Below are 21,854 nucleotides of genomic sequence, written 5' to 3' on the forward strand. Positions count from 1 at the left end.
ATGTTTTTTATACACTGTTGAACTAATCCTCGTGCCTCGGAAGCTTTTAGTTTGATTATAAAAATACATTATCTTAATGAGTTCATTAAAATCTTAGCATGATGTATTTAAAAAAAGTCAAAGACGATTTTAGAGGTCGCCTTATCAGAAGTCCCCAGATTTAAAGAACTAGCCCTTACTTTAGAAAAGAGTTTTGCCATTAATGGTAAAGCTATCAGTACACTGCGCAACTACCTGCGCTGTCTTGCACACCTGGCCATTTATTACAAATGTAGTCCAGAGGCCCTTAATGAGGAGCAAATAAACGACTATCTCTACCATTGCCAGAACCTGCACAAGACCCCTTCGGAGAGCTTTTTTAAACATACCATCTATGGGCTTCGTGCTGCCTATAAGGTTATGGGGATGGATAAAAAACGCATCAGACTTCCACAGATAAAAAGACAGAAAGACCTTCCTTTGGTACTTAACAAAAAAGAGGTTCGTGAATTATTAAAGGCTCCCAAATACTTAAAACATCGTTTGATATTAGCGATGCTCTACGGCTGTGGTCTGCGCAGCTATGAACTCTGTAATCTCTTACAAGCAGATATAGATTTTGATAGAAAGACTGTGTTTGTGAAAAAACAAAAAGGAAAGGTAGACCGTTATCTTCCCTTGAGTCCCCACCTTGCCCGTGGCCTGAAAACGTATTTCAGGACAGAAAACCCCGTAAAATATGTTTTCAATAGTCAGGTTACCAAAGACGGGGAGGCAGGCCCTCTTACCACAAGGGGCATCCAATGGGTTATCAAGGAATGCCGCTCTAAAGTAAACACCCAAAAGAAATTTACCGCACATACCCTTCGCCATTCCTATGCGACCCACTTACTGGAAGATGGGATGAATATCATGAGTCTAAAGGAACTGCTAGGCCACGCTCATATTGAAACTACCATTGTGTATTTACAGGTGTCCAATATGGGTAGCTCTATGAAGTTTAGTCCACTAGATACTTTATTTACACCCTAGTGCATCCTACATATAAGGTGGCAGATGTGCTGAATTTAGAAGTAGACCATCTGCAGGATATTACTCATAATAGTTGGAACGCGCGAGGGCTGCACGCCATACGTAAATGTCGTACTAAAGCCCTTGGCGGACATTTAGACTGGTGTATGGAGTGTAACAAGCTGCATTTACAATTTAATTCTTGTCGCAACAGGCATTGTCCTACCTGCCAAGGTCATAAGCAGCAAGAGTGGATAGCAGCCAGATCGCAAGAGCTTCTTGCTGTGCCCTATTTTCATGTAGTCTTCACATTACCAGACAGTCTTAATCCTGTGGCACTGCGCAACCCTCAGGTATTGTATAAGATTTTGTTTGATACCGTTTGGGAAACACTCACTGCCTTTGGGAACAATCCCAAGCATCTGGGCGCAAAATTGGGTATGATAGCTGTCTTGCACACCTGGGGACAGAATTTACAATTGCACCCACATTTACATTGCATAGTACCCAAGGGAGGGGTCTCAAAAGCTGGGTTTTGGAAAAAGGGAAAAGGGAAGGATAATTTTCTGTTTTCGGTAAAAGCAATAAGCAAAAAATACCGAGGACTTTTTGTGGCAAAATTACGCAAGGCATTACCAGAATTACCGCAATCCTTATATGATACACTATTCAAAAACGAGTGGGTGGTCTATGCCAAGCCTCCTTTTTGAAGGCCGGAACATGTCATTGAATATTTGGGTAGGTACACGCATAAAATAGCGATTAGCAACCACCGAATATTGAATATCAATAATGAAAAAAGCGAAGTAACTTTTAGCTTAAAAGACTATCGTAAAGGTGGCCAAAAAACAACAATGACCCTCACGAACAAGGAATTTATACGGCGTTTTCAACTCCATATACTCCCTAAAGGATTTACCCGAATACGCCATTATGGGTTTTTGAGTAGTAGTTGGAAAAAGGAGAAACTAACGCTCTTACAACTGCAAGTAGCGGATAAGGATTTATTACATATTGAAACACTTGTAAGACCAGAGAAATCGCTGCACAGGATTTGCCCTAGCTGTAAAAAAGGGGAATTAATCACCCTTTTAACCTTTGATAGCCGTGGCCCACCACAGGATTACCAAAAGACCATAAAACGTAAACTATTGAAATTCAATGTGTAAGAATGGTGCTGAAAAGTGCCCTAGCATACTACTGCCCAAAACGAAGGAAAAACAGGTAAAACCACGCAAATACTCAAAAGGAGTATGGGTTTTACAGCAAAAATTTCTTCATTATGTGGTTTTCTGCAAAAAAGAAAACTGTAGCACCATATAACAATGACCTGCTTCCTTGCCAAGGTCTAGACAAACTTCACGAATTACCCCTTATTTACAAACCCCGGATCAGTCAACAAGTCATATAGCGCTAGCCTATCGGCGCGCCATATGCTTAGTTATTAGCCATTGTTTTAATTATTTTTTTTCTGATGAAATGAATTTGTAAACTAATCCTGCCAAAGCTGCACCCACAATTGGAGCAACCCAAAACAACCATAATTGACCCATTGCATGTGCTTCAGCAAAAATCGCGACTGCTGTACTTCTTGCTGGGTTTACAGATGTATTAGTTACAGGAATACTAATCAGGTGAATTAATGTTAAAGCTAAACCAATTGCCATTCCTCCAAAACCTGGAGAAGCATTCTTGTGAGTTGCACCAAGAATTACGATTAAGAACATAAATGTCATAACGGTTTCTGTTACTAGTGCTCCTATCACACCAAAGTTTACTCCATATACATTGGCATCATAAAAGTTTGTTGCAAAAGCACCAGGTGCTGACCCAACTCCAGAAAAATCGGCTGAGCTACTAATTATTAAGTATAAAATAGCCGCCCCCAAAGCTCCTCCTAATACTTGAGAACCAATGTAAGGCAGTAAATCTTTCTTGTCAAATCTTCCACCAATCCATAATCCTACAGATACTGCCGGGTTAAAATGACCTCCAGAAATGTGTCCTAAAGCATAGGCTCCTGTCAATACTGTAAGTCCAAAAGCAAGAGATACTCCTACAAGTCCTATTCCTATATCAGGAACTCCTGCAGCTAAAACTGCACTTCCACATCCTCCTAATACTAACCACATTGTACCGATAAATTCTGCTACTAATTTTTTCATAATTTTCTATTTAGTTTTAATTGTTTATGTATTTATATTGTTTGTTTTTTAATAATGGCTAACGTTCAGTATAAGAAATCGTAGGGCAGTTAATAAGCACTTACGTTTCGGTTTATTACTTAGCTAAATATAAATATTTTGCTTTTATCTTTTCTTTTATAAATGCCATATTTTATATTTAGCGGACTTTGTAAATACTCACAGACCTTTCGGCAAGCACAAACGCCCTATGTTTTTTATACATTGTTATTAGCTACCGTATTTTTCTATCAGTTTTGGTAATTTTCCTTTCAAGAATTCAATCTGTTGTTCAATTCCATTTGGTGTATCGTGATTGTGGGTTGTAACAATAATCAGTTCTTTATTTGGAATCATAATTATAAATTGTCCGCCATAACCCATTCCGTAATCAACTTTATTTCCTCTAAATTCAGATTTGTACCAACAAAACCCATGCTTGGAATTTTGTAAACCCCATTCTGTTTTAGATTTTTCATTTTCATCAAATAATTTTTGAATCCATTTCTCTGATACTATTTGCTCTCCATTCCAAACACCATTTTTTTCTAATAGTTGACCTATTTTCATTAAATCAATTGGTTTCATTTTAAGACCAAGTCCGCTACCATCATAATACCCTTTATTCCTTTTTTGCCAATCCACTAGGTTTGTATTCAAGGGTTGGAATAGAACTTCATTTGCAAATTCCAAAGTTGTCTTTCCTGTGGTTTTACTTATAATTACTGATAATAAATGTGTAGCTCCAGAATTGTAATTATAATTTTCGCCAGGTTCATTTTCCAAATCCTTTTTTAGAACAAAAGAAACAGGGTCTTCGCTATTCAGCCAATCCTCGTGTTCTAAATACCCTTTCCAAGATAGACCAGATGTTTGATTTAAGATGTGCCTAATTGTAATAGCTTTCTTTTTATTGTCCGCTAAATTTTTAAACTCGTTCGGGAAATACTTTTCTATGGGTTCATCTACGCTCTTAATGTATTCTTTGTCAATTGCTATACCAATAAGAATGCTAATAATTCCCTTTGTCAAAGATTGAACATCACAAAGACTATCATTCGTTTTTCCATTATAATATTCTTGAAAGACAATTGTTCCATTTTTAGAAATCAGAGTAGAGAATATGTTATCTTCTTTTGGCAAGATTTCTTCAGATAATTCTGTTTCTTTAGATTTCTCTTGTTTGATTTCTTTGCAGGAAATAACTCCAAATATTAGGGTTATTAATAAAAAATGAAGCTTGTTCTTTGTTGTCATTCAGTTATTTGTTTATATGGTAGCTAACGGTCTTGTGTCGAGTAGACAAGGGGAATTTCACCCCGAGCCTCTCACAGAACCGTACGTGATAGTCTCCCATCATACGGCTCTTCTAACTTAACTTTCAAAGATAGCTCATCCTCTTTCAAGTTGGCAAATTGTACGTTAAATTAGCTAATCCCTTCGCTCCAGTTTCATTACAAAACTTTCATTACTACTACGGATTAGTCCGCCCCTATACCAAGCATTGCTATTCTGCCTCTAGTTTGCGCTATTGTGCATTTCACTTTGCATCTTAGTACAGGTTCCCGAGTTCCGTAAATAAGCCCGAATAATGGTCATGCCTCCTAAATGACGCCTGCCGCCCAGCCAATAAGCAGATGACCGCCGGACTTGTAATGTTTGTCATACTTCAAACACTTTTGACAGAAGGTTGCACTTTCTCGACACTTCATCAGAGGTTCATTTGCATTCATCTCCATTATTCATACCTGACCACGCTCTTGACGCAGCCTTTTCCATAACGCTCAATACCTTGGCTCTTTACCAAAGCACCTTATGGGGGTTTGATGCTCTCTCCTGCAAGACAACATCAGTGGGTCGGTTCCACCATCTTATAAACAGTTCGCAATGAAATATATCAGCCGTTCATTGCTTTCTCGGCACACATATGAAAAGTAGCGGATTTCTAGCACTAACTTTTCGGTTTATAACTGACCTTTATTTTTATTATTTATCTTTTGTTTAAGCACTAAAATCGCTATTTTTTATATACGTGTTAAACGACCATCTTCTTTCAGCTTTTCAACTAAAGCGTCTGACTCCGCATACCGCTCTAATGATTTTAAACTTTGCGCATAATGATACAAATCATCTGAGTTCATTTGATCGCCTTGCAATTGATATAATTTCTCATACCAACCCGCTGCAGTCGAATAATCGGCATTCTTATAATTCGCTTGTGCCAGATTTTTGTAGATTTCATCTTCTGTGAAACCCTTCTTTACAAGTTCTTCGTACGAACTAATGGCATCTGCGTATTCGAATTGATTAAATCGGTCGCTGGCCTTTGTCATCTCTTTTTCTTGGGCAGCAGCGCAGAAAGTGATACTCGCACAAGAAATGGTTATTATGGTTTTATAAATACTATTCATTATGGTTAGGTTTTAAAAGAATCTTGGTGCTATTATATTTTTATATCTTGATTTGAATTCATAACGTAACATAAATTCGAAAGATCCATCGTTAAAGGAGGTATTACCCAATTCCGTGGTTTCCTTATCATACGCTAAGCCTAACATAAATTGATCTGAAATCTGAAAGCCAACAAGTGCGCTTAGGGCTGCATCCCATCTATAGGCTACTCCTAAGGTGACTTTCTCCCGTAACATAAAATTCGCTGATAGATCTATTTGAAGTGGTGCTCCACTTACTGCTTTTAACAACCCAGCAGGCTTAAACTTTAAATTCGGGTTCAAATCAAACACGTAACCCGTAATCAAATAAATATTCAAGCGCTCTTGGGCCAATGAACTACTTGTTCCTGAAGTATCGAAGTGCTCTGTCTCTAAAAAATTAGGAACAGATAAGCCCGCATAGAACTTCTCCGTATGATAATAAACTCCTGCTCCGAAATTAGGAGAGAACTTCTTGTCAATATTAGACAAGCCAAAAGTACCTGCTTCATTACTATAATTCTGCAACTGATTAAAATCAATATTCAGCAAGTGCCCTCCAGCTTTTAAACCAAAGGATAACTTACCCGTATCTGAAGTTGGTATCGTATAAGAAAAAGCTGCATCAAAATACGTATCTTGATTCGTGCCATTACCAATCTCATCATTAACAATCGACAGACCAAGACCTACTCTTCTTGAAACTGGTGAATGCACATTTAAAGTCTGAGTCGTTGGTGCACCATCTAAACCTACCCATTGCGAGCGATGTAAACCAGTGATGCTTAAAACACCCCTCGAACCAGCGTAAGCCGGATTTACCGAAACTGTATTATACATATATTGCGTGTACTGCGCATCTTGCTGGGCCATTAGGCCTCCGAAAGAGGCCATTAGCAACAATACTGTTATTCTTATATTTTTCATGTCTTTAATTGTATTGGGGGATTGGTTAATGCTTATCGGTTAATGTATAAGTAGCCATTCTTAGTTCTACCTTCTTGATCGTTACTATACTCGATGATATAGAAGTAGATACCTACTGGTAGCTCCTTATTCTGTTGAATGGTTACTCTACCATTTGAGATTCCTCGGAACGCCCTGCTCGCATTGTCATAACCTTGCGTCTCGAAGACCAATATGCCCCAACGGTTGTATACCTTGACCGTGTTATCAGGGTAAGATTCTATATTATTAATCTTAAACACACCATCATTGATTCCCGGACCGATAAGATCGCTTTCGATCTCAATATCACACACAACACCTGCTGGTGGGGTACCGCCGATTGCACTACAAGGCTCTAACGGATTCGTACCATCAATTATTTCCTGACCATCGGAAATTCCGTCACCATCGGTGTCTTCGTTTTTGGGGTCGGTGCCTAAATCAGCTTCCTCCTGATTGGTTAAGCCATCTTGGTCGCAATCGCTCGAACTAAGTGGCGTTCCTCCAATTGAATCACAATCATCTAATGGGTTTGTATTATCTATAAATTCTTGCCCATCAAAAATACCGTCGCCATCAGAATCAGGATCATTAGGGTCTGTTCCTAAAGTAAGCTCTTCATCATTAGTCAATCCATCTTGATCACAATCACTTGTTCCAAGTGGCGTACCACCTAAAGCATCACAATCGTCTAAAGGATCTGTGCCATCAATTATCTCCTGACCATTACTTATTCCATCACCGTCACAGTCTAAGGATAACCAGCCAGCACTTGCTGTTGCGTCTTGATTGGTAACGACCAAACTACACTCATCCAATGGATCCGTTCCGTCAGTAACTTCCTGACCGTTGGTTACCCCATCGCCATCACAGTCAGCAGCGTTCCAGGCAGCACTTTGGTGCTACACTTGCACTTGCCAGTACGAAAGAACAAGGGTCTTGTCCGTCGGTTCCATCCGTTGCTTCTACGTTATTCGGCACACCATCACCATCACAATCACTTGTTGAGGTTACGGTCTCACTTATACTTGCAGTTAGGTAAGAACAATCATCCAATGGATCCGTTCCGTCAGTAACTTCCTGACCGTTGGTTACCCCATCGCCATCACAATCAGCAGCGTTCCAGGCAGCACTTGGTGCTACACTTGCACTTGCCAGTACGAAAGAACAAGGGTCTTGTCCGTCGGTTCCATCCGTTGCTTCTACGTTATTCGGCACACCATCACCATCACAATCACTTGTTGAGGTTACGGTCTCACTTATACTTGCAGTTAGGTAAGAACAATCATCCAATGGATCCGTTCCGTCAGTAACTTCCTGACCGTTGGTTACCCCATCACCATCACAATCAGCAGCGTTCCAGGCAGCACTTGGTGCTACACTTGCACTTGCCAGTACGAAAGAACAAGGGTCTTGTCCGTCGGTTCCATCCGTTGCTTCTACGTTATTCGGTACACCATCACCATCACAATCACTTGTTGAGGTTACGGTCTCACTTATACTTGCAGTTAGGTAAGAACAATCATCCAATGGATCCGTTCCGTCAGTAACTTCCTGACCATTGGTTACCCCATCGCCATCACAGTCAGCAGCGTTCGGGCAGCATTTGGTGCTACACTTGCACTTGCCAGTACGAAAGAACAAGGGTCTTGTCCGTCGGTTCCATCCGTTGCTTCTACGTTATTCGGCACACCATCACCATCACAATCACTTGTTGAGGTTACGGTCTCACTTATACTTGCAGTTAGGTAAGAACAATCATCCAATGGATCCGTTCCGTCAGTAACTTCCTGACCGTTGGTTACCCCATCGCCATCACAATCAGCAGCGTTCCAGGCAGCACTTGGTGCTACACTTGCACTTGCCAGTACGAAAGAACAAGGGTCTTGTCCGTCGGTTCCATCCGTTGCTTCTACGTTATTCGGCACACCATCACCATCACAATCACTTGTTGAGGTTACGGTCTCACTTATACTTGCAGTTAGGTAAGAACAATCATCCAATGGATTCGTTCCGTCAAATTGTGCAATCATCCAATGTCCGTTCCGTGTCAGTAACTTCCTGACCGTTGGTTACCCCATCGCCATCACAGTCAGCAGCGTTCCAGGCAGCACTTGGTGCTACACTTGCACTTGCCAGTACGAAAGAACAAGGGTCTTGTCCGTCGGTTCCATCCGTTGCTTCTACGTTATTCGGCACACCATCACCATCACAATCACTTGTTGAGGTTACGGTCTCACTTATACTTGCAGTTAGGTAAGAACAATCATCCAATGGATCCGTTCCGTCAGTAACTTCCTGACCGTTGGTTACCCCATCGCCATCACAGTCAGCAGCGTTCCAGGCAGCACTTGGTGCTACACTTGCACTTGCCAGTACGAAAGAACAAGGGTCTTGTCCGTCGGTTCCATCCGTTGCTTCTACGTTATTCGGCACACCATCACCATCACAATCACTTGTTGAGGTTACGGTCTCACTTATACTTGCAGTTAGGTAAGAACAATCATCAATGGATCCGTTCCCTTCGACCGTTGGTTACCCCATCGCCATCACAGTCAGCAGCGTTCCAGGCAGCATCATTGTCCGTCGGTTCCATCCGTTGCTTCTACGTTATTCCACATCACCATCACAATCACTTGTTGAGGTTACGGTCTCACTTATACTTGCAGCAATCATCCAATGGATCGTTCCGTCAGTAACTTCCTGACCGTTGGTTACCCCATCGTCACGAAAGAACGTTCGCAGGGTACACTTGCACTTGCCAGTACGAAAGAACAAGGGTCTTGTCGGTTCCATCCGTTGCTTCTACGTTATTCGGCACACCATCACCATCACAATCACTTGTTGAGGTTACGGTCTCACTTATACTTGCAGTTAGGTAAGAACAATCATCCAATGGATCCGTTCCGTCAGTAACTTCCTGACCGTTGGTTACCCCATCGCCATCACAGTCAGCAGCGTTCCAAAGCATTTGGTGCTACACTTGCACTTGCCAGTACGAAAGAACAAGGGTCTTGTCCGTCGGTTCCATCCGTTGCTTCTACGTTATTCGGCACACCATCACCATCACAATCACTTGTTGAGGTTACGGTCTCACTTATACTTGCAGTTAGGTAAGAACAATCATCCACCGTCAGTAACTTCCTGACCGTTGGTTACCCCATCGCCATCACAATCAGCAGCGTTCCAGGCAGCACTTGGTGCTACACTTGCACTTGCCAGTACGAAAGAACAAGGGTCTTGTCCGTCGGTTCCATCCGTTGCTTCTACGTTATTCGGCACACCATCACCATCACAATCACTTGTTGAGGTTACGGTCTCACTTATACTTGCAGTTAGGTAAGAACAATCATCCAATGGATCCGTTCCGTCACTTCCTGACCGTTGGTTACCCCATCGCCATCACAGTCAGCAGCGTTCCAGGCAGCACTTGGTGCTACACTTGCACTTGCCAGTACGAAAGAACAAGGGTCTTGTCCGTCGGTTCCATCCGTTGCTTCTACGTTATTCGGCACACCATCACCATCACAATCACTTGTTGAGGTTACGGTCTCACTTATACTTGCAGTTAGGTAAGAACAATCATCCAATGGATCCGTTCCGTCAGTAACTTCCTGACCGTTGGTTACCCCATCGCCATCACAGTCAGCAGCGTTCCAGGCAGTCACTTGCCAGTACGAAAGAACAGGGTTTGTCCGTCGGTTCCATCCGTTGCTTCTACGTTATTCGGCACACCATCACATCTCACTTGTTGGTTACGGTCTCACTTGCCAGTACGAAAGAACAATGGGTCCGTTGTCCGTCGGTTCCATCAGCAGCGTTTGCTTTGCCACGTTATTCGGTCATCACGTTATCACCATCACACAATCACTTGTTGAGGTTACGGTCTCACTTATACTTGCAGTTAGGTAAGAACAATCATCCAATGGATCCGTTCCGTCAGTAACTTCCTGACCGTTGGTTACCCCATCGCCATCACAGTCAGCAGCGTTCCAGGCAGCATTTGGTGCTACACTTGCACTTGCCAGTACGAAAGAACAAGGGTCTTGTCCGTCGGTTCCATCCGTTGCTTCTACGTTATTCGGCACACCATCACCATCACAATCACTTGTTGAGGTTACGGTCTCACTTATACTTGCAGTTAGGTAAGAACAATCATCCAATGGATCCGTTCCGTCAGTAACTTCCTGACCGTTGGTTACCCCATCGCCATCACAATCAGCAGCGTTCCAGGCAGCACTTGGTGCTACACTTGCACTTGCCAGTACGAAAGAACAAGGGTCTTGTCCGTCGGTTCCATCCGTTGCTTCTACGTTATTCGGCACACCATCACCATCACAATCACTTGTTGAGGTTACGGTCTCACTTATACTTGCAGTTAGGTAAGAACAATCATCCAATGGATCCGTTCCGTCAGTAACTTCCTGACCGTTGGTTACCCCATCGCCATCACAGTCAGCAGCGTTCCAGGCAGCACTTGGTGCTACACTTGCACTTGCCAGTACGAAAGAACAAGGGTCTTGTCCGTCGGTTCCATCCGTTGCTTCTACGTTATTCGGCACACCATCACCATCACAATCACTTGTTGAGGTTACGGTCTCACTTATACTTGCAGTTAGGTAAGAACAATCATCCAATGGATCCGTTCCGTCAGTAACTTCCTGACCATTGGTTACCCCATCGCCATCACAGTCAGCAGCGTTCCAGGCAGCACTTGGTGTTGCATCTTGGTTTGCCACTATTAAACTACAGGCATTCGTTGAGTCTGTACCATCAATCAATTCTTGTGCGTGCGTAACTCCATCACCATCACAATCAGTAGTCGCTTGTGGTATCCAGTTTGGATCAGCACTTGGCTGACACGGATCTGAAGGAAAAGTGTCTAGTGCATCACAAATATTATCACCATCACTATCGGTACAGGCTGGAGTGGTTATCTCTAATGTTGCTGTTGCGCAAACTGTACCATTACAAACCTTATAGTCAATCGTAACTGTTGAGTTATTTTCCGCTGCTGTAGGTGTATAAGTTATTTCACCCGTTGCTGGGTTAATTGAAATTGTGCCCGTCGCAGTTCCTGTTCCTTCATCGGTTAAGCTAATACCAGCACCTGGAATAAAATCATCATTGAACAACACATTGGCTGTTTTTGGCACGCCTACATCTGCTGTAGTCGCATCATCAACTGCCGTTGCTACCGTTGGATTTGGATCTGTAGTATCAGGGTTACCATCATCATCATCATCTTGATCACAACCATCTGGTACGCCATCGGCATCGTTATCTAAAGTATCATCAAAACCTTCGCAGATATCCGCGGAGTTGATTACGCCATCGCCGTCACAATCACTTGTGCCTAGTGGCGTTCCGCCTATTGAAAAACAATCATTTAAGGGGTCTGTACCATCGGTGTTTACTTCTTGGCCGTCATTGATGCCATCACCATCGGTATCGGCAACTGCAGGATCTGTACCCAAGGCAGTTTCTTCATCAACGGTTAAACCATCGGCATCACAGTCACTAGAACCTGATGCTGCCCAAAGGGAATCTGTATCAGGAGCGCAAGGGTCCGAAACTGCACTATCACAGCCATCTGGAATACCATCGCCATCGGTATCTAAAGGCTGTACATCGTCATTAAGTCCGTTTGCATCTACATCTGGACCATTATCTACGGTACCATCATTGTTAGTATCTGCGTCAAAAACATTATTTAGTCCGTCTGCATCTGCGTCAGCACCATTATCAACAGCACCATCACCGTTCACATCTACATCTGCCCCGTCAACAATACCATCACTATCAATATCACAGTTAGCATCGTCTGGGTCTAAATCGTCTGGTAACCCATCACCATCGGCATCTGCTAAGTTATCTATGGTATCGTACTCGTCTATAATACCATCGCCGTCAGAATCTGTGGCACCTGCATTACTAGGGTGGTCTATATCTTGATTGTCGTTTACACCATCACCATCACTATCTGTTCCATTATTTGGAGTGCCGTCGCCGTCTGGGTCTGCATCTGCGCCATCTGGTACACCATCACCATCGGTATCTGGGTTGTTTGGGTTTGGATCTAGGGCATCGGGTAGACCGTCACCATCACTATCTATACTATCATCTACAGGATCGTTTACATCTGGTATACCGTCTCCATCAGAATCCGGTAAGGTTTCTGGGGTACCTGTACAGTCTGATTCATCGTCCCCGTCAAAAAGGTCGTTGATACCGTCACCGTCACAATCACCACCATTATCAAGGATGCCATCACCATTTACATCGGCATCTGCACCATCTGGGATGCCATCACCATCGGTGTCGGTATTTTCATCGTTAGGGTCACAATCATTCGGAAGTCCATCTAGGTCATCATCTTCAAAAACATAAGAAAACTGACTGGAAAAGGATTGGCAAAAAGCCACATCTATTAAAGCCGAGTAGGTACCCGATTTTGTAGGAATGAAAGTATCTTGGTTAGCTCCTACAATCTCTACCCCATCTCTGTACCATGTTACATTAGATGGTGGTACACTACTTATCACAGAGAGTTCATCAAAGCAATAATCTTGGTAGGGGTTGGCCTCTAAGTAAGGTGCGTTTCCGAAACCAGAGAAGTAACCCCCAAAGCCCGCATTTCCCGAGCCACCAAAGATACTTACCGCTAGAGGTCCTGTACTCTCTATAGTGTAGTTACCATCAGTATCTATGGGAATTCGGTAGGTTGCCCATATGTTACTGCCTGTAACAGCTTGCTCGGAAATAGCTGTAACGGTACCATTTATAGACAAGGCAGCCCCTGCTATAGTGGTAATCATAAAACTAGAATTTGCATAAGAAGTGCCAGCTATGACCCTTGGGCTAGAAAGTTCGTCTAGCACATTACTATTAAAACAGGATAGTGGTGGCACAAAATTTAATCCATCTGTATTCCCACCAGAAGCTCCTTTTAGTGAATGATGTATGTATGTAGCAGTATTTGTTTGTATATACATATTCCCATTGACACTAAATTCAGTACCAGGAATGGTAAGATAATCGCCATTGTTAACGGTGCCGTATAGCGTTCCATTAACGGTAACTTGGGTGCCATCTGCAGTACCCGTAACGAATACCTTTTCCGTAGTCCCTCCGTTTCCTTGAATAATAACGTATTCTGTACCTAACAAAGCTATAGGTACTAATTGGTCAATACCAAGGTCCAAACCAGAAGTGGTCGTGTAGTGTGAACCACCTGTGGTTACTGCAATAGGTTTAGAAGCGGTAACATCTGCGCCTAAAAACCCTACTCTGTTTATGGCACTAATATTAGCGTTTGCAGCTAAAACATAACTTTCACCTTCATTTAAGGTAATTTGTAAGCTATCGTCTGTAATTCCGCTAGTGTTTGTGCCCAAGCTAAAAACCGTAGCAGGGTCATAATCTGTAATATCGACGACGGTACCATCTTCGGTAGCCATGATGCAAAGAATGCCATTGGCCTTGTCATCAGAAGATATATTCTCTGGACCAGCCCATTTAAAATGCGTTCCTAAAGCAGATTCTGCCTTAGAGGTTAAACTAGCCCCTTGAGAACCACTTTGTACTTTAAAATTTACATGGAAGTCATTCGTAGATACAAATTTTAAGCCTGCTGTGGTGAGCACCGTACCTAAATCGCTTGCAGGAATTGCAGAAACCCCATTATCATTGGTAGCGAGACTTAGAACATACGGAGAACCCTTGCTAAATTCATATTCCCCAGGAGTACCATTGTTACCTGCTCCGTAAGCAGTACCCGAACCATCTGTTATGGTTACGGTTATGGTTCCTGTTTCTGCGGTAGATAAGTGGACTTCTTGGTTTTGCCACCAATTGGTGTTATAAGCTCCGCCATACATTGGAGGTAGATAGTGGGTTTTGCCTAATTGTGCGCTTGTAATTTGCGTACCAAAAAGAACTAATGAAAATAGTAAAAACTGAAACAATTTATTTTTAAAACAGAAAGACTGTTTTGGGAATTGGGAGAATTTTGATGAAATCATAATGGTATGTATTTAAATTATCCATATTGCCGTGAAGCAGTATGTTTGTAAGAAATCACGTATTGTAAGTCCAATTATTCTAATCCCTTAAAACTAATTATTGAGTTTGTTCACAATGTTTTTTTGACGTATTTCTACAATGCAAATATTTTTAAATTTGTTTTCAAAATCCAAAAAAATGTTGTAAAGTACTTAAAAGTGTAGACGAATTAACTTACTTTTGTGGCTAATCGTGTGCTCTGTTAAAGTTATTTATTTATATATATAATAGAATATTAACAAGAATTAGCTTATGAATAACACTCTTTAAGTTGCTCATGTAGGATAAGGGGGTTTTTGGTAACTCGCTCGATAAGCACTTTGTAAACGAATTAGAAACTTAGTCTAAAAACTAAATTAGGTGTAAACCCCAATGAAAAACGAGTTAGCTCTCGTAATTCTGTAGTTACATTCCCTTCGTCATCAAAATCATTCATAAGTTCAAATTCTTTTCTGAGTTCATTTTGCCTTCCGTACACATTTAACAAGGACACACCCAATCGCCAATTTATCTTACTTTCCTTTTTGTTTTGATTGAAATCGTAAAGCGCAGAAACATCTAACCGATGGTAATTTTTTAAACGTTGATTGTTTAGCGTTTCAAAAGTAATTTCTACAGCATCGTTTTCTATTCGTGTACTAGCGGCCGTAAAGGGTATTCCAGTTCTGAAATTGGATCCCATTGAAAGTTGGAAATCGTTATGAGTAAAAGGTTGAGACCAAGTTAAAGAATTGGTTATATCATTATTGCCTTTAAAACTTTTGCCTTCATTTAAATAATCGAATACAAAATCAGTTTTCGAATAAGTGTAGCTTAACGGGAGAAGATCACCACTCAGAGATTGTGAATGTTTTACACTGTTGTAAATAAGTAATATGGCAAGCTTATTTTAAAAAATTAATTATGGCATCCAAAGCTTCATCTGCATTTTTATGTATAAAATTACCTTGATAACCAATGGTTGTGCTAAGATGGGTGTGCCTATATAATTTCTGCAACATTTGCGGTGAAACCTTATCGCCAGCAATATTTCCAAAACTATGACGGGCAATATGATTGGTGATTTTTTTGTCGATTTCTGCAAGATTAGCAATCGTCGTCAGATTAGAATTAAGTCTCTTAATCGAGGTTTTAATCCTTGAATAGATTGCTCTAGAGTCTTTTGTAGGCACTGTTTTAAGCTCAGGAAAAATATAATCAGTGTTAGTTTTTTTTTCCTTAATATAGTACGATAAAATAGTAACTACTGGTTCTGGGATTTTTAAGGAATCTGCCTTTTTATTTTTACTCATTTGATAATACAGTCTGTTGTCAACAATATCACTCCATCGCATTCTTAAAACATCTTAAATCCGTATACCTGCAAGGTAGAATGAGAATAGGAATACGTTTCTAGTGTGCCACTCAGAAGTTCTTTGGTCCAAATCAAGCTCCTCGATTTTACGAATTTCATTCTCATCCAATCCTATTTTAATCGTTTGTGGGTATTTGATTTTTATTTTGTCTCGTCCAAAGGGATAGAACTTCCTATCTACTATTTTTTTACTAATAGCATTATTATAGAAAAGTCTTATCATGACGAACACGTTCATGATTGACCGTTCGGATAATCCAGAAGTGGTGTGAAGATAGATTTTAAGTTTTTTCAATAAATTTTCGTCAATATCTTCAAACTCTAAGTTGCGATTTTTTGCAAATTCCTTAATTCTGTTAATCTTACTTCTGTCAGAAATGGCTCTATTGTAGTTGTTGGCCTCAAATAAATCTTTGACGTGTTCATCTGCAAGTTCGAAAAATGATTGCCTTTTAGTATTTGTTCGGATCGAATCGATTATTTGTTTTGCCGTATAATTCTGTTTCGAAGTTTCCATTTCAAAAATGATATCTTCAATTTCATCATATTTCTTTCTGATCAGTCTATTCAATTGCTTATGCCTCGAATGAGAAACTTTTAATTTTCCTCCCTGTTCATCCCAAAATTTGGGTTCTATTTTTTGTCCTAAATAGTAGTAACTTCTTTTTCGGTTTACTGTCAAACGTAAAGCTAGTCTATAATCTCTCTTGCCGGTCGAATCTGTTTTTGAATGAAGAACTGTTTTTAAAGTTGCCATAGTTGAACCATTTTTCATAAAGATAAACATTCGGGGTAACACATGGGTAACACATTTTACGATATCAAATAGATTTAAACAACACTATGTAAATTTTTAAGTGTCTATAAATCAATTATTTAATAAGATATGGTTCGTTTTGGTTTAGTTTGATATATATAAAGTCTGAACTTAGGATCTAGTGCCGCAAGGTGTGAGAGTTCGAGTCTCTCCGCCTGTACAACGAGAAGCCTCTTGAGAAATCAAGGGGCTTTTTTTATGGAGAATTTTTATTAAATGTTATTTTACGGAGAGATGAGAAGTTTATCCTGAGCGTAGTCGAAGGGAGTCTCTCCGCCTGTACAACGAGAAGCCTCTTGAGAAATCAAGGGGCTTTTTTTATGGGGTAAATTTGATCAACCCTCGACTTTACTAAATAATACACCCATTATTCCTTAGCCTTGTAAGTTTTCTTTATTATTTACTTCTAATGCAATGGTAATGCTAACAGTATAGAAATAACATAATATGGGCTTTGAAAAAGTAACATTTACAAATTCAGAAGGAAAACAACTTGATGCAAGGTTGGAAATACCCAATAATCAAGAGGCACACAGTTATGCGATTTTTGCGCATTGTTTTACCTGTAATAAAAACTTTTCTGCTGTTCGTAATATCTCAAGAGCATTAGTAAATAAAGGTATTGCTGTGCTTCGGTTCGATTTTACTGGTTTAGGTGGAAGTGAAGGTGAATTTGAAGAAACTAATTTTTCATCCAATGTTTCAGATTTAATACACGCTGCGAAATTTTTAAAAGATAAGTATAAGGCTCCATCTTTATTGGTAGGGCATTCATTGGGTGGTGCAGCCGTTATTTTTGCGGCTGCTGAATTAGATTCTGTCATGGCTGTTGCAACTGTTGGGGCACCATCTTCTCCATCTCATGTACAGCATTTATTCAAGTCTAGTGTAGAGGAAATTAAGGAAACAGGTAAAGCCGTGGTTAATATTGGGGGTAGAGATTTTACCATTAATAAAGATTTTATAGATTATATTGAGTCTAAACCTTTGGAGTCTGTACTTAAGAACATGAGAAAACCTTTCTTGGTTATTCATTCGCCACAAGATGCAATAGTGGGTATCGAAAATGCGAAAGAATTATACAGCTATGCGCACCACCCAAAGAGTTTTGTGTCTATAGATAAGGCAGATCATTTATTGATGAATAGTGCAGATTCTACTTATGTGGGTAATGTAATATCTGGTTGGGCAGAACGTTATTTAAATATTCCGAAGAAAGAGGTTTTAAAGACTTCTCATCAAGTGGCGGTAAGCATAGGTAATGAAGGCTTTACTTCTGAAATTGTTTCGGGTAATCATTTGTTAATAGCTGATGAGCCAATAGATTTTGGCGGAAATGATTTCGGGCCATCACCCTATGACTATTTGGCTTCTGGTTTAGGTGCTTGTACGGCAATGACCTTAAGAATGTATGCGACCCGTAAAAAGTGGGATTTACAAAAAGTAATTGTGCATGTAGATCATGGGAAAGAACATGCGGCAGACTCAGAAAATGTTTCTTCTGAGGGGAAAAAAATTGATACTTTTAAAAGAGAAATAGAAATATTCGGAAATTTAGATGATAAACAGCGGCAAAGGTTGTTAGAAATAGCAGATAAATGTCCCGTTCATAAAACGCTTTCTGAAGGCGCTTTAATTAGTACAGAATTAGTATAAGACGATTTAAAAATTAAAACTATGAAACAAGCAATTTGGAACGATAAAGTAATTGCAGAAAGTGATGCAACTGTTGTAATTGAAGGGAATCATTATTTTCCGCCGAACGATATTAAAAAAGAGTTTTTTAAAAGTACAGAAACGCATACTATGTGCCCCTGGAAAGGAGTTGCTTCATATTACGATGTAGAAGTAAATGGCAAAGTAAATAAAGATGCGGCATGGTATTACCCAGAAGTTTCAGAATTAGCAAAGGGTATTAAAGGATATGTTGCTTTTTGGAAAGGTGTTGAAGTGAAATAGCATATCAATTATAGATTTAAAAAGGGTCAGCTATTAACTGACCCTTTTTTTGTGTTTATTAATGATATGATAATCTATCTAAAATTCTTTGATAGTTTTAAACCAAGTTTATCTATACCTATAACAAAATTAATACTCGCATTAAATACCTTATATTTAAATCCAACAAATTTTGATGTTCTATAAATGATATTGAAATCTTTATTTACTTTATTTTTTCTTTTTACCCTTAGTCTTTCGGCACAAGAGCTACCACCTATTCAAAATTATACCTCAATAGAATATAACGCAGGTAATCAGAATTGGGGAATAGGTCAATCTGAAAATCAAACTTTATATATTGCTAATAATGGTGGTTTACTAGAATTTAATGGCACATCTTGGCGGTTGTATCAGGCTCCGTTCGGAACACCTGTTAAATCTGTAGTTTCTATAAAAGATAAGGTGTATACCGGTAGTTATATGGAGTTCGGTTACTGGAGTAGCAATCAATCTGGTATTTTAAACTACAACTCTCTCTCATCAAAATTGCCAATCCCACTTATTGAAGATGAAGATTTTTGGAATATTACTGCATATAAAGATTGGGTGCTGTTTCAATCTTTAGATAGAATATATATTTATAATTCTAACTCCGATTCTTTTGAGATTATAGAAGCAAAAACTACAAGCGCAAAAATCTTTGAAATACGGGGTAAAATATTTTTTCAAATAAAAAATGAAGGGTTTTTCACTCTCGAAAATGGTAAACCAGTTTTAGTATCAGATAATGCTATTTTTCTTAATGTTGTTATCGTTGGGGCATATTCTTTGGGTGATAGAATGCTAGTAATAACTGATCAAGGAGAGTTCTATTATTTAAATGAGGGCAATGTTGAAAAATGGAATATCGCCGCAGATGTTAATTTATTTTCAACAAAAATATACAGCAGCTTACTTTTAGACGATGGTTCATTTGTATTAGGAACAATTTCAAAAGGTATTTATCATTTTAATAAAAATGGGGATTTAATAAGGCATATTAATCAAGAAAAGGGACTGAGCAATAATACAGTATTATCCATATATCAAGATTTTGACCATAATCTTTGGCTTGGGTTGGACAATGGATTAAGCGTATTGAATTTAGATTCTCCATTTAAAGAGTACACTGACCATTTGGGCGCAGTAGGTGTAGTCTATACCGCTAAAAAAATGGCTGGTAAATTATATTTAGGAACAAATCAAGGATTGTTTCTTAAAAACAATGCTGGTGATACAGATTTTAAATTGGTAGCGGGTACAGAGGGACAGGTGTGGATGTTGAAAGAGATTGATGATACTTTATTCTGTGGTCATCATAATGGCACTTATGTAATCGAGGATGATAAAGCTACCAACATTTCAAAATATCCAGGTACATGGGATATTCAACCTTTAAAATCAAATAAAGAACTTTTGATTCAAGGTAATTATGAGGGCCTAAGTGTGCTAGAACGAAAAAATGGTACTTGGAATTATAGAAATAATATTGAAGGATTCGACAGCTCTAGTAGGTTTTTTGAATTTGTAGACGACCACCAAGTGCTAATAAATCACGATTTCAAGGGAATTTTTGATCTTACCTTAGACAGTGCTTACACTAAGGTTTTGAATATGAATCAAATTGAATCTAAAGGTATCGGTTCGAGCTTATTAAAGTATCATGACGATATTGTTTATGCCACTATTAATGGAGTGTTTAAATACTTGCCTAAAGAACGCACTTTCAAAAATGATTTATTACTCACTACCAATTTTTTCACCGCTAATGATAGCATCGTTGGTATACTTCAATCTACCAATAGTGCAGAAAGGCTATGGGGCTTTGCAAATGATAATATTATAAGCTTATCTACAGGACTTTTAAGTGAAAAACCATTAAGAACGGAGGTTTCAATTCCGAAATTTTTTAGACGCAGTATGGGCGTTCTAGGTTTTGAATCTGTTGTCCATTTAGAAAATGAACTTTATTTAATTGGTATGTCAAATGGTTATGTCACTTTAGATTTAGGTAAAATTACACAAAGGGAATATCAAATCGGTTTAAACGATGTGTCAATAAAATCATACGATACACCTAAAGTATCTGTTATGCTGCAAAATGATGACGAGTTTGAATATTCTCAAAATAATTTAGGCTTTAATTATAACGTTATTGAATACGATAAGTATACAGAGGTTTATTATCAATATAGGTTAGATGGGCTTTATGGTGATTGGAGTAATTGGTCTACCTCTACTGAGATTTCTTTTGATAATTTACCTTATGGTAATTATGATTTTCAGGTAAGGGGAAAAGTTGGTAATGAACTTACAAGTAATATAGAAACGTATAGTTTTATAATTCAACGACCTTGGTATATTTCATATTTGGCAATTATAAGTTATATAATTTTAGGTGTTTTACTTTCAATTCTGATTCATAGAATTTATAAAAATTATTATAAAAAACAGCAAGCACAACTTATAAAGGATAATAGCAAACGTTTAAAGCGTAAAAAGTTAAAAAATCAGAGAAAGATAGTTCAGATAAAAAATGATCAATTACAGGAGCTTATAGATAGTAAAAACAGAGAATTAGCAATCTCTACGATGAGTATTATTAAGAAGAATGAATTTTTAAATGCTATTAAAGACAAGTTAAAGTCTAGTGGTGGTATTCCAGAAATAAAAGCAGTTATTAAAACAATCGATAGAAATATTAATAATGTTGACGATTGGAAGTTTTTTGAGAATGCATTTAATAATGCAGATAAAGATTTTTTGAAAAAGGTAAGAGATAAGCATCCAGAATTATCAGCAAATGATTTGCGATTATGTGCATACCTGAGATTAAATCTATCTTCTAAAGAAATTGCTCCACTTTTAAATATTTCGGTAAGAAGTGTAGAAGTGAAAAGATATCGTCTACGTAAAAAAATGAATCTTTCTCGTGAAGCTGGTTTAACCGACTATATCATTAACCTTTAAGTTCCACTACACCTATTTCATTTACCACAACATTACCACAACATTCTTAAATTTTAACACTAGTTAATAAATTGCAGTCCGTTATTAATACATTTAGGCAACGCCTATATTTTATT

At 39.1% G+C, this 21,854-nt stretch carries 20 protein-coding genes and 2 pseudogenes; 5 read left to right on the plus strand and 17 right to left on the minus strand.

From position 1 onward, the window contains the following. Positions 1-405 precede the first annotated feature (405 nt). Both ACPF9A_RS13140 and ACPF9A_RS13145 read left to right on the plus strand, forming a co-directional pair. The gene (locus ACPF9A_RS13140; RefSeq protein WP_423997595.1) at positions 406-1,011 is read left to right on the plus strand and encodes a tyrosine-type recombinase/integrase; all 606 of its coding nucleotides are present in this window, start codon (positions 406-408) and stop codon (positions 1,009-1,011) included. Continuing rightward, positions 1,011-2,159 (plus strand): annotated as a pseudogene (locus ACPF9A_RS13145) (IS91 family transposase). The gene ACPF9A_RS13140 and the pseudogene ACPF9A_RS13145 overlap by 1 nt, the downstream one beginning before the upstream one ends. A 291-nt stretch (positions 2,160-2,450) precedes the next feature. On the opposite strand, the gene aqpZ reads toward ACPF9A_RS13145, so the two are convergent. From aqpZ to ACPF9A_RS13230, 17 genes and pseudogenes are all read right to left on the minus strand, one after another. Next, positions 2,451-3,155: an aquaporin Z gene (gene aqpZ, locus ACPF9A_RS13150; RefSeq protein WP_423997597.1), complete on the minus strand. Its 705-nt coding sequence runs from the start codon at positions 3,153-3,155 to the stop codon at positions 2,451-2,453. A 249-nt stretch (positions 3,156-3,404) separates the two neighbouring features. Then, positions 3,405-4,430: a serine hydrolase domain-containing protein gene (locus tag ACPF9A_RS13155; RefSeq protein ID WP_423997599.1), complete on the minus strand. Its 1,026-nt coding sequence runs from the start codon at positions 4,428-4,430 to the stop codon at positions 3,405-3,407. Positions 4,431-5,197: 767 nt separating this feature from the next. After that, entirely contained in the window at positions 5,198-5,584 is a 387-nt protein-coding gene (locus ACPF9A_RS13160; protein ID WP_423997601.1) for a tetratricopeptide repeat protein, read from the minus strand. A gap of 12 nt (positions 5,585-5,596) precedes the next feature. Then, positions 5,597-6,532, minus strand: a complete 936-nt coding sequence (locus tag ACPF9A_RS13165) for a PorP/SprF family type IX secretion system membrane protein (RefSeq protein ID WP_423997603.1) — start codon at positions 6,530-6,532, stop codon at positions 5,597-5,599. 32 nt (positions 6,533-6,564) lie between these two features. Then, a complete protein-coding gene (locus ACPF9A_RS13170; protein WP_424004477.1) occupies positions 6,565-6,867 on the minus strand; it encodes a gliding motility-associated C-terminal domain-containing protein in 303 nt (100 codons plus the stop codon). 42 nt (positions 6,868-6,909) lie between these two features. After that, positions 6,910-7,425: pseudogene (locus tag ACPF9A_RS13175) on the minus strand (hypothetical protein); the annotation flags it as partial. 1 nt (position 7,426) lies between these two features. Then, a complete protein-coding gene (locus tag ACPF9A_RS13180; RefSeq protein ID WP_423997605.1) occupies positions 7,427-8,197 on the minus strand; it encodes a hypothetical protein in 771 nt (256 codons plus the stop codon). Further along, on the minus strand, positions 8,119-8,586 hold the full coding sequence (locus tag ACPF9A_RS13185; RefSeq protein WP_423997607.1) for a thrombospondin type 3 repeat-containing protein: 468 nt from the start codon (positions 8,584-8,586) through the stop codon (positions 8,119-8,121). The genes ACPF9A_RS13180 and ACPF9A_RS13185 overlap by 79 nt, the downstream gene beginning before the upstream one ends. Next, positions 8,570-9,064 (minus strand): hypothetical protein, encoded by a 495-nt coding sequence (locus tag ACPF9A_RS13190; protein ID WP_424004479.1) that lies wholly within the window; start codon positions 9,062-9,064, stop codon positions 8,570-8,572. The genes ACPF9A_RS13185 and ACPF9A_RS13190 overlap by 17 nt, the downstream gene beginning before the upstream one ends. A 214-nt stretch (positions 9,065-9,278) precedes the next feature. After that, positions 9,279-9,524 carry a thrombospondin type 3 repeat-containing protein gene (locus ACPF9A_RS13195; RefSeq protein WP_423997609.1) on the minus strand — a complete coding sequence of 82 codons (246 nt, stop codon included), beginning with the start codon at positions 9,522-9,524 and terminating at the stop codon, positions 9,279-9,281. Then, positions 9,505-9,684 carry a hypothetical protein gene (locus ACPF9A_RS13200; RefSeq protein ID WP_423997611.1) on the minus strand — a complete coding sequence of 60 codons (180 nt, stop codon included), beginning with the start codon at positions 9,682-9,684 and terminating at the stop codon, positions 9,505-9,507. The genes ACPF9A_RS13195 and ACPF9A_RS13200 overlap by 20 nt, the downstream gene beginning before the upstream one ends. Next, positions 9,677-9,910 (minus strand): hypothetical protein, encoded by a 234-nt coding sequence (locus tag ACPF9A_RS13205; RefSeq protein ID WP_423997613.1) that lies wholly within the window; start codon positions 9,908-9,910, stop codon positions 9,677-9,679. The genes ACPF9A_RS13200 and ACPF9A_RS13205 overlap by 8 nt, the downstream gene beginning before the upstream one ends. Continuing rightward, positions 9,889-10,221: a hypothetical protein gene (locus ACPF9A_RS13210; RefSeq protein ID WP_423997615.1), complete on the minus strand. Its 333-nt coding sequence runs from the start codon at positions 10,219-10,221 to the stop codon at positions 9,889-9,891. The genes ACPF9A_RS13205 and ACPF9A_RS13210 overlap by 22 nt, the downstream gene beginning before the upstream one ends. Positions 10,222-10,398: 177 nt before the next feature. Then, positions 10,399-14,577: a hypothetical protein gene (locus ACPF9A_RS13215; protein ID WP_423997617.1), complete on the minus strand. Its 4,179-nt coding sequence runs from the start codon at positions 14,575-14,577 to the stop codon at positions 10,399-10,401. A gap of 371 nt (positions 14,578-14,948) precedes the next feature. After that, on the minus strand, positions 14,949-15,299 hold the full coding sequence (locus tag ACPF9A_RS13220; RefSeq protein ID WP_423997619.1) for a hypothetical protein: 351 nt from the start codon (positions 15,297-15,299) through the stop codon (positions 14,949-14,951). A 202-nt stretch (positions 15,300-15,501) separates the two neighbouring features. Further along, entirely contained in the window at positions 15,502-15,951 is a 450-nt protein-coding gene (locus ACPF9A_RS13225) for a tyrosine-type recombinase/integrase (RefSeq protein ID WP_423997621.1), read from the minus strand. A 12-nt stretch (positions 15,952-15,963) separates the two neighbouring features. After that, positions 15,964-16,728, minus strand: a complete 765-nt coding sequence (locus ACPF9A_RS13230) for a phage integrase SAM-like domain and Arm DNA-binding domain-containing protein (RefSeq protein ID WP_423997623.1) — start codon at positions 16,726-16,728, stop codon at positions 15,964-15,966. A gap of 507 nt (positions 16,729-17,235) precedes the next feature. Between ACPF9A_RS13230 and ACPF9A_RS13235 the strand changes: the two genes are divergently transcribed. From ACPF9A_RS13235 to ACPF9A_RS13245, 3 genes are all read left to right on the plus strand, one after another. Continuing rightward, a complete protein-coding gene (locus ACPF9A_RS13235; RefSeq protein ID WP_423997625.1) occupies positions 17,236-18,444 on the plus strand; it encodes an alpha/beta fold hydrolase in 1,209 nt (402 codons plus the stop codon). Positions 18,445-18,465: 21 nt separating this feature from the next. Continuing rightward, complete coding sequence (locus tag ACPF9A_RS13240; RefSeq protein ID WP_423997627.1) at positions 18,466-18,747, plus strand: DUF427 domain-containing protein; 282 nt, start codon at positions 18,466-18,468, stop codon at positions 18,745-18,747. 186 nt (positions 18,748-18,933) lie between these two features. Beyond that, positions 18,934-21,738 carry a triple tyrosine motif-containing protein gene (locus tag ACPF9A_RS13245; protein ID WP_423997629.1) on the plus strand — a complete coding sequence of 935 codons (2,805 nt, stop codon included), beginning with the start codon at positions 18,934-18,936 and terminating at the stop codon, positions 21,736-21,738. Positions 21,739-21,854: the final 116 nt, after the last annotated feature.

The sequence above is a fragment of the Maribacter sp. IgM3_T14_3 genome, from assembly GCF_049603095.1.
Taxonomy (GTDB): Bacteria; Bacteroidota; Bacteroidia; order Flavobacteriales; family Flavobacteriaceae; genus Maribacter.

Bases quoted from the DNA above. Each gene is read 5' to 3' on its own strand.
- ACPF9A_RS13240 (WP_423997627.1), top strand. From the start codon at position 18,466: ATGAAACAAGCAATTTGGAACGATAAAGTAATTGCAGAAAGTGATGCA.
- ACPF9A_RS13220 (WP_423997619.1), bottom strand. From the start codon at position 15,299: ATGGGATCCAATTTCAGAACTGGAATACCCTTTACGGCCGCTAGTACA.
- ACPF9A_RS13225 (WP_423997621.1), bottom strand. From the start codon at position 15,951: ATGCGATGGAGTGATATTGTTGACAACAGACTGTATTATCAAATGAGT.
- aqpZ (WP_423997597.1), bottom strand. From the start codon at position 3,155: ATGAAAAAATTAGTAGCAGAATTTATCGGTACAATGTGGTTAGTATTA.
- ACPF9A_RS13140 (WP_423997595.1), top strand. From the start codon at position 406: ATGGATAAAAAACGCATCAGACTTCCACAGATAAAAAGACAGAAAGAC.
- ACPF9A_RS13245 (WP_423997629.1), top strand. From the start codon at position 18,934: ATGATATTGAAATCTTTATTTACTTTATTTTTTCTTTTTACCCTTAGT.
- ACPF9A_RS13195 (WP_423997609.1), bottom strand. From the start codon at position 9,524: ATGCTTTGGAACGCTGCTGACTGTGATGGCGATGGGGTAACCAACGGT.
- ACPF9A_RS13215 (WP_423997617.1), bottom strand. From the start codon at position 14,577: ATGATTTCATCAAAATTCTCCCAATTCCCAAAACAGTCTTTCTGTTTT.
- ACPF9A_RS13155 (WP_423997599.1), bottom strand. From the start codon at position 4,430: ATGACAACAAAGAACAAGCTTCATTTTTTATTAATAACCCTAATATTT.
- ACPF9A_RS13160 (WP_423997601.1), bottom strand. From the start codon at position 5,584: ATGAATAGTATTTATAAAACCATAATAACCATTTCTTGTGCGAGTATC.
- ACPF9A_RS13185 (WP_423997607.1), bottom strand. From the start codon at position 8,586: ATGATTGCACAATTTGACGGAACGAATCCATTGGATGATTGTTCTTAC.
- ACPF9A_RS13230 (WP_423997623.1), bottom strand. From the start codon at position 16,728: ATGGCAACTTTAAAAACAGTTCTTCATTCAAAAACAGATTCGACCGGC.
- ACPF9A_RS13165 (WP_423997603.1), bottom strand. From the start codon at position 6,532: ATGAAAAATATAAGAATAACAGTATTGTTGCTAATGGCCTCTTTCGGA.
- ACPF9A_RS13235 (WP_423997625.1), top strand. From the start codon at position 17,236: ATGGGCTTTGAAAAAGTAACATTTACAAATTCAGAAGGAAAACAACTT.